Raw genomic sequence first — 14,782 nt, forward strand, 5'->3', positions numbered from 1 at the left:
AGGAGCATCACCGATGACCGAGCGAGAGCCGACCGAACGGGAATGGGCCGAGGCCAGGGCGCTTCTGGCCGCCTCGGACCGGATGATCACCGCCTTCCGGCTCGGCGGGCAGCGCCCAGCCGACACGCGACTGGCAAGCTGGTGGGGTGGAAACTTCATCGCGCCCGCGCCGGCAGACGCGCCAAGGATGCGCCCGCTGTTCCAGATCCGTGTGGCCGACTTGCCGGTGACTCAACGCGGCGCTTTCCGTGCGGATTATCTGCTGTTCTGGATTGGCCTTGAACCGGATCTCGGCGAGTTCATGGAAGGCCGCGATTTCATCATCCGTGAACTTTCTGCGCCCGAGAACGCCCCGGCGGCAATCGGGCGCAATTCCAATGACGGCGACGCTTTCACCTTGTTCCAGCTGCACGCCGAGACCGGCACCACCCAACGACCGGACTGGGACGACTTTGCTCATTGCGTGCCGAACGCCGTCGCGTGGTCCGGCGATGCTGACTGGTTCTTCGATCATCCAAACGATCCGGGCGACGATGACCGCCCGCTGCTTGTCGGTGGCTGGCCGCAATGGATACAATCATCGCAGAACACTGACGGAGCGGAGTTCGTCCTTCAGGTCGGCAGCACGATGAAGGGGAGGTTCGTCTATGGCGGCGGCGGCAATCTGTACCTGTTCCGTCGCCCTGATGGGTGGGAGTTGCTGAGCGATTTCTGCTGATCGCCGGCGGGATGCTTGCCGCGGCGCGGCGATAGGCCTAGGTCGGGTGCGGAAAACCCCGAAGGAAGCACCCATGAAACTGAACGTCATCATCACCAGCACCCGCCCCGGTCGCAATGGCGAGCCGGTCGGCCATTGGTTCTATGAATACGCCAAGGCCAATCCCGGCGCCTTTGATGAGGTGATTCTGTCCGACCTGCTGGAGATCGACCTGCCCTTGCTGGACGAGCCGCATCACCCGCGCGCGCAGAAATACACCAAGGAGCACACCAAGCGGTGGTCCGAGATCGTCGCCGGCTCGGATGCGTTCGTTTTCGTTCTGCCGGAATATAATTTCGCGCCGCCTCCGGCTTTTTTCAACGCTATCGACTATCTGGCGCTGGAATGGAATTACAAACCGGCCGGCTTCGCGTCCTATGGCGGGATTTCGGGCGGCATGCGCGCGACCCAGGGCACCAAGGAAATCCTGACCACCGTCAAGGTTATGCCGCTGCCCGAACAGGTGGCGGTGCCGATGGTCTTCGAACATCTGAAGGACGGCCGTTTCGATGCGCCGAAGATCGTTCAGGACAGCGCCGATGTGATGATCGCCGAACTCGGCCGCTGGGCCGAGGCGCTGAAACCTCTGCGCGGCTGATCGTCCCGCGGGCAAGCGTCCAGATGGGGCTTCCACTTCCGGGCCGATCCGTCCTAGGATCGGCCCGATTTATGACGGAGCTGCCAAATGTCCCATGATGCCAGGCTGGCCGAGCTGAAGATTGTCCTGCCCGAGGCTCTGGCCCCGGTCGCCAATTACGTCCCCTATCAGATCTCGGGCAATCTGCTTTACGTTTCGGGCCAGATCTCGAACGGCCCCGACGGGCTGATCCGGGGCAAGCTCGGCGCCGATATGGATGTGGCGGCGGGCGCGCAAGCGGCGCGGGCTTGCGGGCTGGCGCTGCTGGCGCAGGCACGCGCGGCGCTGGGTTCGCTCGACCGGGTGGCGCGGGTGGTGAAACTGACCGGATTCGTCAACTCGACCCCCGATTTCGGCGATCAGCCCGAGGTGGTGAACGGCTGTTCGGACCTGATGGTCGAGGTTTTCGGCGATGCCGGCCGCCACGCCCGCGCCGCGGTATCCGCGCCGGCGCTGCCGCGCGGTGTCGCGCTTGAAATCGAAGCCATTTTCGAGGTTGCCTGATGTCCGCGCTTCATCCCGATTTCCTGCGTCTGCCGATCGCCCATCGCGGCTATCACGACAAGCGCGACGGACGCCCGGAAAACACCATTGCCGCCATCGAGGCCGCAGTCGCCGCCGGTTATGGGGTGGAATTCGACCTGCAACCCTCGTCCGACGGCGTGCCGATGGTGTTTCACGACTATGACCTGATGCGCATGGCCGATGAGCAGGGCTATCTTGCCGACATCAGCGCCGAGGAATTGGGCAAGACCATCCTGACCGGCCATGACAAGGGCATCCCGACGCTTGCCGAGGTGCTGGAGATCGTGGCTGGCCGGGTGCCGCTTTTGATCGAGATCAAGGATCAGGACGGCAAGATGGGCCCGAACGTGGGGCCGTTCGAACAGACCGTCGCCGAGGTTCTGGGGGGGTATGAGGGGCCGTTTGCGGTCATGTCGTTCAACCCCTATTCGGTCGCCGCGATGCACAAGGCGATGCCCGATGCCACGGTCGGCCTTGTTACCTGCGACTTTCCGGCCGACGACTGGCCGATGCTGGATGCCGACGCGCGCGAGCATCTGGCCCGGATCGGCGATTTCGACCGGGTCGGGGCCAGCTTCATCTCGCACCACCACAAGGACCTGCATAATCCGCGGGTGACCGCGCTGAAGGCGGACGGGGTGCCGATCCTGTGCTGGACGATCCGCTCGCCCGAGGCCGAGGCCGAGGCGCGCAAGGTTGCCGATAACATCACTTTTGAAGGATATGCCGCCGCGATGCCCGGCCCTGCGGCTTAACTGATCGGGTTCGGTGCCTATATTGCGGGGGCGCCGAACCAGGAAACACGCCCTTGCAAGCCGATCTGAACCCCGCCGCCCCGAACCCCGCCACCGAGCTTGCCATATCGGTGCTTCCGGCCATTTCCGCCGTACCGGCGGCGGAGTGGGACCGGTTGGGCGACGGCAACCCCTTTACCGCCCACAGATTTCTGGCCGCCTTGGAGGATTCGGGATCGGTTGGCGGCCGCACCGGCTGGACGCCCGCGCATCTGGCCGCGCGGATCGGTGACCAACTGGTCGGCGCGGCGCCGATGTATATCAAAAGCCACAGTCAGGGCGAGTACATCTTTGACCACGGCTGGGCCGATGCGTGGGAGCGCGCGGGCGGCCAGTATTACCCCAAGCTGCAATGCGCGGTGCCCTTCACCCCGGTGACGGGCGCCCGGCTGCTGTCACCCGATCCGCAGGTGCGGCGGGCGCTGCTGGCGGCGATGGCGCGGATCGCGGCGCAGTCCGATCTGTCCTCGGCCCATGTCACCTTCTGCACCGCCGCCGAGGCGGCCGAGGCCGCCGACGCGCCCGGCGGCTGGCTGACCCGCAGCACCCAGCAATTCCACTGGCTGAACGACGGTTACGCGGATTACGACGATTTCCTGTCCCGGCTGTCGTCGCGCAAGCGCAAGGCGCTGCGCAAGGAACGGGCGCGCGCGCAGGGTTTCGGCGGAACCATCCGGCAGTTGACCGGCGATCAGATCCAGCCCGATCATTGGGATGCGTTATGGCAATTCTATCAGGACACCGGCAGCCGCAAATGGGGGCGCCCCTATCTGACCCGCGATTTCTTTCAGCGCCTGCATGAGACGATGCGCGATGACTGCCTTCTGGTCATGGCCGAACGCGACGGGCAGGCGGTCGCGGGGGCGCTGAACCTGATCGGGCCCGAGGCGCTTTACGGGCGATACTGGGGCGCGATCGAGGATCACCGCTTCCTGCATTTCGAGCTTTGCTATCATCAGGCCATCGACTGGGCGATCGCGCGCGGCATTCCCCGGGTCGAGGCGGGCGCGCAGGGCGAACACAAGCTGGCGCGCGGCTATCTGCCGGTTCAGACCCATTCGCTGCATTGGCTGGCGGATGCCGGTTTCCGCCGCGCGGTGGCCCAGTTTCTGGACAGCGAACGCGCGGCGGTGGATGAGGAAATGGATATCCTGACCCATCTTGGCCCGTTTCGCCGGGGCGGCGATGCCGCAGGCGACGGCGGGCCCGAACAGGATTGACCCTGAACCGATCAGAGCTGCTTCAGGATCGAATCGCCGCCGGTGACGGAACAGACGCCGGGTTTATCCTCGACCTCCAGCACATCGACGCTGCCGTTGTCGACGATCATCGCATATCGCTTGGACCGGCCGTAAAGCCCGGCGGGCGCGGCGTCGAAATCCATGCCGATGGCCTTGGTGAACGCGCCGTCGGCATCGGCCAGAACGGTGATTCCGGCGTCAGTCGCGCCGGTCGCCTTGGCCCATGCATCGGCGACGAAGGGATCGTTGACGGTCACCGCGACCACCGGCACGCCCTTGTCGCGGAATGCCTGCGCGTTTTTGACGAAGCTCGGCATATGCGAATTGGTGCAGGTCGGGGTGAACGCGCCCGGAACGGCGAAAACCACCGCGCGGCCGGCGCCGATCACCTCGGACAGCGCGAGTTTTTCCGGGCCGCCCTCGCCCAGTTTCAGCAAATCGGCCTGCGGTAGTTTTGATCCTTTGGCGATAGACATGGCAGCCCCCTTGAATTTGTGAAAACCTTCGGAGGCGACTATAGCAGCCGAACCGGGAAGAGCCAGAGCAGGGGAAGGATCATGGCCGGAACAGTCATCATCGGCGCCGGGCAGGCGGCGGCCTCGATGGCGGCGCGTTTGCGCGCGCTGGGTGATACGCGCCCGATCACCGTCATCGGGGCCGAGCCGGTCGCCCCCTATCAGCGGCCGCCGCTGTCCAAAGCCTATCTGCTTGGCGATATGGCGCTGGATCGCCTGCTGCTGCGGGGCGCGGATTTCTGGGCGGATCAGGACATAACCCTGTGCCTCGGCCGAACCGTGACGGGCATCGACCGCGCCGGCCGGCAGGTCCTGACCGATGACGGCGCCGCGCTGGGCTATGATGCGCTTGCCCTGACCACGGGCGCCGTGCCGCGCCGTCTGCCGGCCGCGATCGGGGGCGATCTGGGCGGCGTGTTCACCGTGCGCACCCTTGCCGATGTCGATACCATGGCCCCCGACATGCGGGCCGGCCGTCGCCTTGCGGTGATCGGCGGCGGCTATATCGGGCTGGAGGCCGCGGCGGTCGGCCGCAAGCTGGGCATGGAGGTGACCCTGATCGAGGCCGCGCCGCGCATCCTCGGCCGCGTCGCATCGGCCGAAACCGCGGATATGATCCGCCGGCTGCATGTCGCGCAGGGCGTCCGGATCGTCGAGGGCGCGGCGGTGGATCGCCTGATCGGAACCGAGCGCGCCGAGGGCGTCCGGCTGGCCGACGGCCGCGAGATTCCCGCCGATCTGATCGTCGTCGGCATCGGCATCGACCCCGATGTCGCGCTGGCGCGGGACGCCGGGCTGAACATCGACAACGGCATCGCGGTGGATGGGACCGGCCGTACCAGCGACCCGGCGATCTGGGCGGCGGGCGATTGCGCGTCCTTTCCCCATGACGGGCGGCGGTTGCGGCTGGAAAGCGTGGGCAACGCCATCGACATGGGGGATCTGATCGCCGCGAATATGCTCGGGGCCGAAAAACCCTATCAGCCGAAACCGTGGTTCTGGTCGGACCAGTTCGACGCGAAACTGCAGATCGCCGGGCTGAATGCCGGCTTTGACCAGGTGGTGCGGCGCCCGGGCGACGGTGAACATGGCGGCTCGGTCTGGTATTGGCGGGACGGGCGGCTGATCGCGGTCGACGCGCTGAACGACGCCCGTGCCTATATGGTCGGCAAGCGCCTGATCGACGCCGGCCGCAATGCCGCGCCGGATCTGGTCGGCGATCCGGCCACGGATCTGAAAACCCTGCTGAAATGAGGATTATCGGCGGCAGGTTCCGTGGCCTCAAACTGGCCGAGGTGGGTGCCGGCGACGCCTCGGCGCATCTGCGGCCGACCACCGACAGGGTGCGGGAATCGATCTTCAACCTGCTGATCAACAGCCTTGACGTGGCGATTGACGGCGCCAGCGTGCTGGACCTTTTCGCCGGCACCGGCGCGCTGGGACTGGAGGCGTTGTCGCGGGGCGCCGCGCGGGCCTCGTTCGTTGACGACGGGGTGGCGGCGCGGGCGCTTTTGCGCCGCAATATCGAGCTGACCCGGACGCAGGGCGTTACCGACATCTGGCGCCGCGACGCCACGAAACTGGGCGAGAACCGGGGCGCGGGTTATGATCTGGTGTTTCTGGACCCGCCCTATGCGACCGGTCTTGGCGAAAGCGCCATGGCTTCGGCGCTTGCGGGCGGCTGGATCGCGCCGGGCGCCACCGTCATCTGGGAAGAAGGCCGGCCGCCGGCTGTGCCACCGGGGCTGAAGCTGCTGGATCAGCGCCGCTACGGCGATTCGGTGGTGACGATCTGCGCCGCCTGAGACCCCCGTCGTTCAGGGTCTAACCTCGACTTCCGTGCCTATGGCGGTGGCGCGGAAAAGTTCCTCGATCTGCGGGTTGGTGATGGCGATGCAGCCGGCGGTCCAGTCCGCCGCAAGACGCGTGCGGCTTGGCAGCTTGTTCGGCTCGCCATGGATGAAGATGTCGCCGCCCGGATCGACACCGGCGCGCCGGGCCCGCGCCCGGTCCTGCGGGCGCGGATAGTTCAGGCCCAGCGACAGGTGATAGGCGCTTTTGTCGTTGCGGCGGTCCACCTTGAACAAGCCCTCGGGGGTGCGGCCGTCCCCCTGCTTTTCCTTGTCGCCAAAGGGCTGAAAACCCAGATCGACCCGGAATTCACGGATCGCCCGCCCGTCCTGATAGGCGGTCAGGCGGCGGGCTGATTTCTCGATCACGATGCGGTCGATCGGTCCGGTGATCGGCCGGTCGGGAATCTCGGATCGCTGGGACGAGGGCGGGTTGCGCCCGAAAATACCGCGAAGCGCCCCCGATATATCGGGCAGTCTTGGCAGAAGCAGGCGCGGATTTTCCGGAATCGGCAGCGGCAGGTCCGGCGCATCGGGCATGGATCGCGGCGGTCGCCCCGATGAGGACGGCGCCGGCCTGTCAGAAGGCGTCCGGGCAGCCGGTGTTCGCGTGGCCGAAGGATTGGCGGTGGTCGGGGCGCTGCCCGACCCGGTCGCCGATCTGGTCCCCGATCCGGTGGCGGGGCCGGTGCCGGTGGCGGGCCTTTGGGCCGTCGCCGCCGGGTCGCCGGTATCGGACGGGCGCGACGGCAGCGATCCCTGCGACTGCAAGAACAGCCAGACCGCCGCCGCCAAAAGCGCCAGCGACAGGATCGAGAACAGCCGCGCCAGCCCCTTCATTGCAGGTCGGCAAAGGCGCTTTGCAGACGCTCGACCGCCTGACGCACCGAGGCGCGCGTCGTGGCAAGGTTGAACCGCAGGAAGCTTTCGCCGCCCCGGCCGAAGCTGGTGCCGTGGTTGGCGGCGATGCGGGCATCCTGTTGAACCCGGCGGATGAATTCCTCGGGTGCCATGCCGGTATCGCTGAAATCGACCCAGGCGAGATAGGTCGCCTCAAGCGGCATCGACCGCAGACCCGGAATCGCCGAAACGCCGTCATCGAACACGCGCCGGTTCTGATCGAGATATTCGTTCAGGCTGTCGACCCAGACCGCGCCCTCGGGCGAATAGGCGGCGGTGACCATCCGCAGACCGAACAGGCCGGGCGAAATGCCAAGCGCCATCATGCGCTTTTGCACCCGGGCCCGCAGATCGGGATCGGCGATGATCATGTTGCCAAGATGCGCGCCGGCGATGTTGAAAGTCTTGGTCGCCGAGCTGAGCGTAACCAGCCGGTTCGCGATATCCGGTGCGGCAAGGGCGGTCACGGTATGGCGTGGCGCCGAGGGCATGACCAGATCGTGGTGAATTTCATCGCTGACCAGAATCAGATCGTGCTTTACGCAGAAATCCGCGATCTCGCGCAATTCCTCCTTGCTCCAGACCCGGCCGCCCGGATTGTGCGGCGAACAGAGGATCAGCATTTTTTCATTGCCGGTCAGCGCGTTTTTCCAGTTGTCCCAGTCCAGCGCCAGCTTGCCCTGATCGTCGATCGCCAAGGGCAGTTCGACAAGTTCCCGGTCCGAGGCGCGGATGACGCGGGCGAATGCGTGATAGACCGGGGTCATCAGGACCACGCCGTCACCGGGTTTGGTGAACGTGTCGATCAACAGCGCGACGCCGTTCACCAGACCATGCACCGACAGGATCCAGTCGCGTTCGACCGTCCAGCCGTGACGGTTCTGCATCCACCAGCGGATCGCGTCCAGATAGGGCAGGTCGGTGCTGGCCGGATAGCCATAGATGCCGTGATCCGCGGCTTTCTCCAGCGCGGCCTGCACCGCCGCCGGGGGACGGAAATCCATGTCCGCCACCCACATGGACAGGCCGTCATCGGGGCTGACCCCGTAGGCCTTGTGCATTTCATCCCATTTGGAGCAGCTCGTACCGATACGGTTGATGACTTCGTCGAAATCTGGGGTCATTGCGTCCTGTCCATCCTATCCATGCCGCCTGTTTATAGCAGTCATGTCATGCGGGGAAAGATGGCGGATATTGCGGGACGGCCGGGCATCGACTAAATCCGCCGGATGACCCTGCGCCCGATCATCCTACACCCCGACCCGCGGCTTAAAAAGCTGTGCAGCCCCATTGGCCGCGTGACGCCCGATATCGAATCACTGGCGGCCGACATGCTGGCCACCATGTATGAGGCGCCGGGCGTCGGCCTGGCCGCACCTCAGGTCGGTGTCATCCAGCGGCTGTTCGTGATGGATTGCACCAAGGATCCCGAGGCGCCGCCGAAGCCGATGGTGCTGATCAATCCCGAAATCCTGTGGCAGTCGGACGAGCCGAATACCTATGAGGAAGGCTGCCTGTCCTTCCCCGATCTCTACGCCGAGGTGACGCGCCCCGCGCAGGTCCGCGCCGAATGGACCGATCTGGGCGGCAAGCGCCAGACCGGCGATTTCGAAGGGCTTTGGGCGACCTGCCTGCAACATGAGCTCGACCACCTGAACGGCGTGCTGTTCATCGACCATATCGGGCCGATGAAACGCCAGATGTTCACCCGCAAGATGGTGAAACTGAAGCGCGAACGGGCGCGCGAGGCGTGACCGGCCGCGCCGTCCTGCCCTATGCCGACCGGCGCCTGCATCGGCCGGCCGAACCGGTCGCCGCGATCACCGAAACCGTGCGGATGATCTGGGACGACATGGTCGACACGATGGAGGCGATGCCGGGGGTCGGGCTTGCCGCGCCGCAGATCGGGATCATGCAGCGGCTGGCGGTGGTCGATGCCTCGACCCAGCGCGGTCAGGTGGTGCGGATGGCCAACCCCGAGGTGCTGCATGCTTCGGTCCAGATGCGCCGGCACGAGGAAGCCAGTCCGAACCTGCCCGGCGTCTCGGCACAGATCGAGCGGCCGCGGGCGGTGACCGTGCGGTTTTTGAACGAGAACGGCGAGATCGAGGATCGCGATTTCGTCGGGCTTTGGGCGACCAGCGTGCAGCATCAGATCGACCATCTGAACGGCAAGCTGTTCGTCGATCACCTGTCGCCCCTGCGCCGCAAGATGCTGGTCGCGAAATCGGCCAAGCTGGCGCGGGCCTGAACGCCGCGCCCGGGGGCTTCGCGCCCCCGGACCCCCGCGGGATATTTGGACAAGAAAGAAGGAGCGGCAGATGCGGGTGATCTTCATGGGGACGCCTGATTTCTCGGTCCCCGCATTGCAGGCCGTGGCGGCGGCGCATGAGGTCGTGGCGGTCTATTCACAGCCGCCGCGCGCGGCGGGGCGCGGGCAGAAGGCCCGGCCGACACCGGTGCATGCGGCGGCCGAGGCGCTGGGGCTGCCGGTCCTGACCCCGGCCCGGTTGAAATCCCCCGAGGATCAGGCGGCGTTCGCGGCTTTCGATGCCGATGTCGCGGTTGTCGTGGCATATGGGCTGATCCTGCCGCAACCGGTGCTTGATGCGCCGCGGCTGGGGTGTCTGAACATCCATGCCTCGATCCTGCCGCGCTGGCGGGGGGCGGCACCAATTCACCGCGCCGTTCTTGCCGGCGATCCCGAGACCGGCGTCGCGATCATGCAGATGGAGGCGGGGCTGGATACCGGCCCGGTGCTGGCCGAGGCGCGCACGCCGATCGGCCCGACCGACACCAGCGGCGATCTGCATGACCGGCTGGCGCGGATCGGGGCCGGGCTGATCGTCGATGTTCTGGGCGCGCTGCCAATGGCGGCGGTGCCGCAGCCCGATCAGGGCGTGACCTATGCCGCCAAGATCGACAAGGTCGAGGCGAAAATCGACTGGAGCCTTCCGGCCGACGCGGTGGATCGGCAGATCCGGGGGCTGTCGCCGTTTCCCGGGGCGTGGACGCTGGCCGGGGGCGAAAGGCTCAAGCTGTTGCGGTCGCGGGTGGTGGTGGGCGCGGGCCGGCCAGGCACGGTTCTGGCCCCTCAGGTCATCGCCTGCGGGACCGGCGCGATCGAAATTCTGGAGCTGCAACGCGAGGGCAAGCGCGCCATGCCGGCGGCCGAGGCGTTGCGGGGTATGGAACTGCCGGACGTGTTGGGATGAGGGGCCGGGTCAGACCGTGAAATCGGCAGGGGTCGCGCCGGTGATCCGCAAAAGATCCTTGGGCGCGATCGGAAAGATGTGGCGCGGGGTTCCGGCGGCGGCCCATATGGTGTCGAATTCGGACAGTTTCGGGTCCCAATAGGCCCGGATCGGGACCAGATGGCCGACCGGCGCCACGCCGCCGATGGCAAAGCCGGTTTCGGCCCGGATCAGGTCGGCGTCGGCCTTGCCCAGCGTCGCACCGGCCACGGCCGAGGCTTTCTCGGACGAGACCCTGTTGCCGCCGGCGGTCAGGAACAACACCACATGGCCGCTGTTCTGATCCTGAAAGATGATCGACTTGGCGATCTGGTGGACGTGGCAACCCGCCGCTTCGGCCGCCTCGGCGGCGGTGCGGGCCTGACCGACCTCGACGATATCGGCGGTGATGCCGGCTTCGGACAGCGCCTGCTGGACGCGCTTGACACTTTTGCTCATCAACGATCGCTCCGGGTTTGGGCCTGCGCCGGGGCAAGGAACAGGATATGCGGGAAAAACTCAAGCCGGTCGGTTTCGCGGTGCATGGGCCGGAGTTTGCCGTTAAGCTGATCGGCGCGGTCTTGCCGCCGCCCGTAATCGGGCCGGGGCCGAAGCGGACAAGGACAGTTGCGATGAGCGGACAGGTTTACACTTTGCTGGTCGAGGTCGGTCGCAAGACGGGCGACGGATTGCCGGACGGGGCCACCGGCGCGGGGCTTTTATGCTATGCCTCGGGCAAGGATGAGGCCGAGGCCGTCCGCGAAACCGTCGCGATCCTGAAAGAGGCGGGTCTGGCGCCGCTGGATGTCACCGGCCACGGCACGATCGAGGAACGGCTGGCCGGGGGCGACGACATCCCCGACGAGGAACGCGCCCTGATGGACCGGGCCCTTAATGAGGACGCGGTGATCATCGCCCAGATGGAACCGTTTTTCAAAGGTTGCCCCGGCGCCGAAGACGGCGATTAAGCCGCCGCCGTTTCCGGCACGAAACATTCGCGGCGCGCCGGTCCTCTGTCTGTTCATCCCGAATCGCTTGGGTTAGACTGCTTTTCAACAAGCAAAGAAACGCAGTTCAACAGGCAGTGACATGATGATCAAATCCCGCATTCTCGTATCGACTTCGATTCTTATGGCGCTGTCCGCCTGTGGTGGACCGATGAGCCGCACGCCCTCGAACGCCGCTCCGGTGGTGCCCGCCGCGATCCCCGCCGCCGCACCGGGGGACGAGGCCGGATTGCAGCGCTGGATCGCCGCCTTCAAGCCGCGTGCGCTGGGCTCGGGCGTGTCCTCGGCGACCTATGACCGGGCGATGGCGATTGCGCGTTACAACCCGGAGGTCATCCGGCTGGACCGCAAGCAGGCGGAATTCTCGCGCCCGGTCTGGCTGTATCTGGACAGCGCCGCCTCGGACGCGCGCATCTCGACCGGTCGGCAGATGCTGGCACAGCACGGCCGCACGCTGGCCGCGATCGAGGCGCGCTATGGGGTTCCGCGTGAAATCGTGCTGGCCGTTTGGGGGATGGAATCGAATTTCGGCGCCAACCGGGGCAAGATGCAGATCATCCCGTCGCTGGCGACGCTGGCCTATGACGGCCGCCGGGGCGAGATGTTCGCGACGCAACTGATCGCGGCGCTGCGGATCCTTCAGGCCGGCGACACCGATCCGCAGCACATGCTGGGATCCTGGGCCGGTGCGATGGGGCACACCCAGTTCATGCCGACCAGCTATCTGGAATATGCGGTCGATTTCAACGGCGACGGCAGGCGCGACATCTGGTCGGACGATCCGACCGATTCACTCGCGTCGACGGCGGCTTATCTGGCGCGCAGCGGCTGGCAGCGCGGCCAGCCGTGGGGCGCCGAGGTGCAACTGCCGGCGGGGTTCAATATGGGCCAGATCGGCAAGGGCACCCGCAAGTCGACCGCCACATGGGCGTCGCAGGGGGTGCGGCGTATGGGCGGCGGCGGTCTGCCGGGCGGGACCGGCTCGATCATCATGCCGGCGGGCGCGCGTGGGCCGGCCTTCCTGATCCTTGATAATTTCCGCGCGATCCTGCGCTATAACAACAGCGACAATTACGCGCTGGGCGTGTCCATTCTGGGCGACAGGATCGCCGGGCGCGCGGGCGTTCAGGGCAGCTGGCCGCGCAACGACCGGCCGCTTTCCACCGCCGAGCGCAAGGAAATCCAGCAGCGGCTGATGGCCAAGGGCTTCTATCAGGGCGAGATCGACGGGCTGTTCGGGTCGGGCACCATGGCCTCGGTCAGCGCCTATCAGCGTTCGATCGGGGTGACGCCGGACGGCTATCCGACCTCGATCCTGCTGGGGCAGTTGCGGCGCTGATCCGGCGGAACGACCGGAGGAATCCGATCGCGCGGGCACCTGTCCCGCGCGATCGTCGTTTCAGGCGAGGTGCTGGCGGAAGGCGGCGATGACCTGCGCATAGACCTCGCGCTTGAAGGGGACGATGGTGTCCAGCATGCTGTCGGCGTCGATCCATTTCCAGGCCGAGAACTCGGGGTGATCGGTGCCGATCCCCACCTGATCATCGCGGCCGAGGAAACGCATCAGGTACCATTTCTGTTGCTGGCCGGCGTATTTGCCGCCCCAGATCACCGCCTGAATATCGGCGGGCAGATCATAGGTCAGCCAGCCCGATGTTTCGTCCAGAATCTCGACCAGATCGGAGGTGACGCCGGTTTCCTCGGTCAGTTCGCGCAATGCGGCCTGACGCGGTTCCTCGCCCTTGTCGATACCGCCCTGCGGCATCTGCCAGGCGCCCTTGCCGGAATTGCCGCGGCCTTCGTCGATGCGCTGGCCGGCAAAAATCAGCCCGTCGGCGTTGATCAGCATCACCCCGGCGCCCATCCGATAGGGAAGGCCGCCGGAGCCGGTCATCCGGTCCTTTTTGCTCAATTCTCGACCTTCGGCGCCGCCGCGTCCTTTGCGGTGCTCGCATCGGCGCGCTTTTCGGTCGGATCGCCCTTCACGTCGATCGCGGCGAGGCCCTTCAGGATATCGACCGCATAGGCCAGTTGATAATCCTCTTCCCGCAGCTTGGCGGTGTTTTCGGCCGCTTTCGCCTCATCCTCGATCTGCTTCTTTTCCTCATCGCTGATCGAGTCGTTGTTCAGCGCCCCGCGCAGGTCGCTTTCCGAGCGGCCAAAGCTCGACTTGCTTTTCGGCGAGTCGGCATTCGCCTCATCCTCGGGCTTGGGTGCGGGTTGCTCGACGACGATGTCGGGGTTGATGCCCATCGCCTGAATCGACCGGCCCGAGGGGGTGTAATAACGCGCCGTGGTCAGGCGGATGGCGCTGTCGGCGGTGATCGGCATGACCGTCTGGACCGAGCCCTTGCCGAAGGATTTGGTGCCGACGACGATGGCGCGATTATGATCCTGCAACGCGCCGGTCACGATCTCGGACGCGCTGGCCGAGCCGCCGTTGATCAGGACCACGATCGGCTTGCCCTGCGCCAGATCGCCGGGTTCGGCGTTCCAACGCTCGCTTTCCTCGGGCTTGCGGCCGCGCGTGCTGACGATCTCGCCCTTTTCAAGGAAGGCGTCGGATACGCTGATCGCCTGATTCAGCAAGCCACCGGGGTTGTTGCGCAGGTCGATGACAAAGCCGCTGATCTTGTCCATGCCGCCCGCGTCCTTGACCGATTTTTCAAGGTCGGACTTCAGGCTGTCATAGGTCTGGTCGTTGAAGGTGGTGATGCGCAGCACGACCGCGTGATCTTCGACCCGGGCCTTGACGGCGGTCAGCTTGATCGTGTCGCGGACCATGGTCACGTCGAAGGGTTCCTTTTCGCCCGAGCGCAGGATGGTGATCGTGATCTCGGAGCCGACCGGGCCGCGCATCTTGTCGACGGCTTCGTCCAGCGTCAGCCCCATCAGCGATTCACCGTTCACATGGGTGATGTAATCGCCGGATTTGATCCCCGCCCCGGATGCGGGCGTATCGTCCATGGGCGAGACGACCTTGACCAGCCCTTCTTCCTGACTGACCTCGATCCCCAGACCGCCGAAGCTGCCGCGGGTCTGGGTCTGCATATCGCTGTAATCATTCTGGGATAGATACGAGGAATGCGGGTCAAGCGAGGTCAGCATGCCGTTAATGGCGGCCTCGATCAGCTTCTTGTCGTCCACCTGCTCGACATAATCCGAGCGCACCTTCTCGAAAACGCTGCCGAACAGGTCGAGCTGTTCATAGACCGAGGCGTTCGCATCCGTCTCCTGCGCCAGCAAAGGGGCTGCAAGCTGCGCGGTGACCAAGGCCCCCGCCAGAGTGCCGCCGACCGCGGCAAGAACGTATTTCTTCATAA

18 protein-coding genes are annotated in these 14,782 nt (G+C 65.9%); 12 read left to right on the forward strand and 6 right to left on the reverse strand.

Annotation, left to right across the window (positions count from 1 at the left end; all coding sequences use genetic code 11):
* Positions 1-82 precede the first annotated feature (82 nt).
* The 5 genes from ACFSCT_RS00225 (at position 83) to ACFSCT_RS00245 (ending at position 3,933) form a co-directional block, all read left to right on the forward strand.
* Positions 83-718, forward strand: coding sequence for a hypothetical protein (locus tag ACFSCT_RS00225; protein WP_379139278.1), 636 nt, complete (start codon positions 83-85; stop codon positions 716-718).
* A gap of 73 nt (positions 719-791) precedes the next feature.
* Positions 792-1,355 (forward strand): NADPH-dependent FMN reductase, encoded by a 564-nt coding sequence (locus ACFSCT_RS00230; RefSeq protein WP_379139279.1) that lies wholly within the window; start codon positions 792-794, stop codon positions 1,353-1,355.
* 87 nt (positions 1,356-1,442) lie between these two features.
* Positions 1,443-1,898, forward strand: coding sequence for a RidA family protein (locus ACFSCT_RS00235; RefSeq protein WP_379139280.1), 456 nt, complete (start codon positions 1,443-1,445; stop codon positions 1,896-1,898).
* Positions 1,898-2,674: a glycerophosphodiester phosphodiesterase family protein gene (locus ACFSCT_RS00240; protein WP_379139281.1), complete on the forward strand. Its 777-nt coding sequence runs from the start codon at positions 1,898-1,900 to the stop codon at positions 2,672-2,674. The genes ACFSCT_RS00235 and ACFSCT_RS00240 overlap by 1 nt, the downstream gene beginning before the upstream one ends.
* 53 nt (positions 2,675-2,727) lie before the next feature.
* Positions 2,728-3,933, forward strand: coding sequence for a GNAT family N-acetyltransferase (locus ACFSCT_RS00245; RefSeq protein WP_379139282.1), 1,206 nt, complete (start codon positions 2,728-2,730; stop codon positions 3,931-3,933).
* Positions 3,934-3,944: 11 nt separating this feature from the next.
* On the opposite strand, the gene ACFSCT_RS00250 is transcribed toward ACFSCT_RS00245, so the two are convergent.
* The gene (locus ACFSCT_RS00250; protein WP_379139283.1) at positions 3,945-4,430 is read right to left on the reverse strand and encodes a peroxiredoxin; all 486 of its coding nucleotides are present in this window, start codon (positions 4,428-4,430) and stop codon (positions 3,945-3,947) included.
* Between the two features lie 81 nt (positions 4,431-4,511).
* Between ACFSCT_RS00250 and ACFSCT_RS00255 the strand changes: the two genes are divergently transcribed.
* Together ACFSCT_RS00255 and rsmD are read left to right on the forward strand one after the other, a co-directional pair.
* Positions 4,512-5,723: an NAD(P)/FAD-dependent oxidoreductase gene (locus ACFSCT_RS00255; RefSeq protein WP_379139284.1), complete on the forward strand. Its 1,212-nt coding sequence runs from the start codon at positions 4,512-4,514 to the stop codon at positions 5,721-5,723.
* A complete protein-coding gene (gene rsmD, locus ACFSCT_RS00260) occupies positions 5,720-6,274 on the forward strand; it encodes a 16S rRNA (guanine(966)-N(2))-methyltransferase RsmD (protein WP_379139285.1) in 555 nt (184 codons plus the stop codon). Before ACFSCT_RS00255 ends, rsmD begins: the two co-directional genes overlap by 4 nt.
* A 12-nt stretch (positions 6,275-6,286) precedes the next feature.
* Here rsmD and ACFSCT_RS00265 read toward each other — a convergent pair whose 3' ends face one another.
* Together ACFSCT_RS00265 and ACFSCT_RS00270 are read right to left on the reverse strand one after the other, a co-directional pair.
* Positions 6,287-7,159, reverse strand: a complete 873-nt coding sequence (locus ACFSCT_RS00265) for a L,D-transpeptidase family protein (RefSeq protein WP_379139286.1) — start codon at positions 7,157-7,159, stop codon at positions 6,287-6,289.
* Positions 7,156-8,343 (reverse strand): MalY/PatB family protein, encoded by a 1,188-nt coding sequence (locus ACFSCT_RS00270; RefSeq protein WP_379139287.1) that lies wholly within the window; start codon positions 8,341-8,343, stop codon positions 7,156-7,158. Before ACFSCT_RS00270 ends, ACFSCT_RS00265 begins: the two co-directional genes overlap by 4 nt.
* 105 nt (positions 8,344-8,448) lie before the next feature.
* Between ACFSCT_RS00270 and def (ACFSCT_RS00275) the strand changes: the two genes are divergently transcribed.
* The 3 genes from def (ACFSCT_RS00275) to fmt all read left to right on the forward strand — a co-directional run bounded on the left by def (ACFSCT_RS00275) (position 8,449) and on the right by fmt (position 10,434).
* A complete protein-coding gene (gene def / locus ACFSCT_RS00275) occupies positions 8,449-8,973 on the forward strand; it encodes a peptide deformylase (RefSeq protein WP_379139288.1) in 525 nt (174 codons plus the stop codon).
* Positions 8,970-9,470, forward strand: a complete 501-nt coding sequence (gene def, locus ACFSCT_RS00280) for a peptide deformylase (protein WP_379139289.1) — start codon at positions 8,970-8,972, stop codon at positions 9,468-9,470. The genes def (ACFSCT_RS00275) and def (ACFSCT_RS00280) overlap by 4 nt, the downstream gene beginning before the upstream one ends.
* Positions 9,471-9,540: 70 nt before the next feature.
* A complete protein-coding gene (fmt, locus tag ACFSCT_RS00285) occupies positions 9,541-10,434 on the forward strand; it encodes a methionyl-tRNA formyltransferase (RefSeq protein ID WP_379139290.1) in 894 nt (297 codons plus the stop codon).
* A gap of 9 nt (positions 10,435-10,443) precedes the next feature.
* On the opposite strand, the gene ACFSCT_RS00290 is transcribed toward fmt, so the two are convergent.
* Positions 10,444-10,911: a YbaK/EbsC family protein gene (locus tag ACFSCT_RS00290; protein ID WP_379139291.1), complete on the reverse strand. Its 468-nt coding sequence runs from the start codon at positions 10,909-10,911 to the stop codon at positions 10,444-10,446.
* A 173-nt stretch (positions 10,912-11,084) separates the two neighbouring features.
* On the opposite strand from ACFSCT_RS00290, the gene ACFSCT_RS00295 reads away from it, so the two are divergent.
* Together ACFSCT_RS00295 and ACFSCT_RS00300 are read left to right on the forward strand one after the other, a co-directional pair.
* Positions 11,085-11,420: a hypothetical protein gene (locus tag ACFSCT_RS00295; protein ID WP_379139292.1), complete on the forward strand. Its 336-nt coding sequence runs from the start codon at positions 11,085-11,087 to the stop codon at positions 11,418-11,420.
* Between the two features lie 121 nt (positions 11,421-11,541).
* Entirely contained in the window at positions 11,542-12,798 is a 1,257-nt protein-coding gene (locus ACFSCT_RS00300; protein WP_379139293.1) for a lytic murein transglycosylase, read from the forward strand.
* A 60-nt stretch (positions 12,799-12,858) separates the two neighbouring features.
* On the opposite strand, the gene ACFSCT_RS00305 is transcribed toward ACFSCT_RS00300, so the two are convergent.
* Together ACFSCT_RS00305 and ACFSCT_RS00310 are read right to left on the reverse strand one after the other, a co-directional pair.
* A complete protein-coding gene (locus tag ACFSCT_RS00305; protein WP_379139294.1) occupies positions 12,859-13,353 on the reverse strand; it encodes an RNA pyrophosphohydrolase in 495 nt (164 codons plus the stop codon).
* A gap of 14 nt (positions 13,354-13,367) precedes the next feature.
* Positions 13,368-14,780 carry a S41 family peptidase gene (locus ACFSCT_RS00310; RefSeq protein ID WP_379139295.1) on the reverse strand — a complete coding sequence of 471 codons (1,413 nt, stop codon included), beginning with the start codon at positions 14,778-14,780 and terminating at the stop codon, positions 13,368-13,370.
* Positions 14,781-14,782: the final 2 nt, after the last annotated feature.

It is taken from the genome of Paracoccus pacificus, assembly GCF_042680785.1.
In the GTDB taxonomy this organism is placed as follows: domain Bacteria; phylum Pseudomonadota; class Alphaproteobacteria; order Rhodobacterales; family Rhodobacteraceae; genus Paracoccus; species Paracoccus pacificus.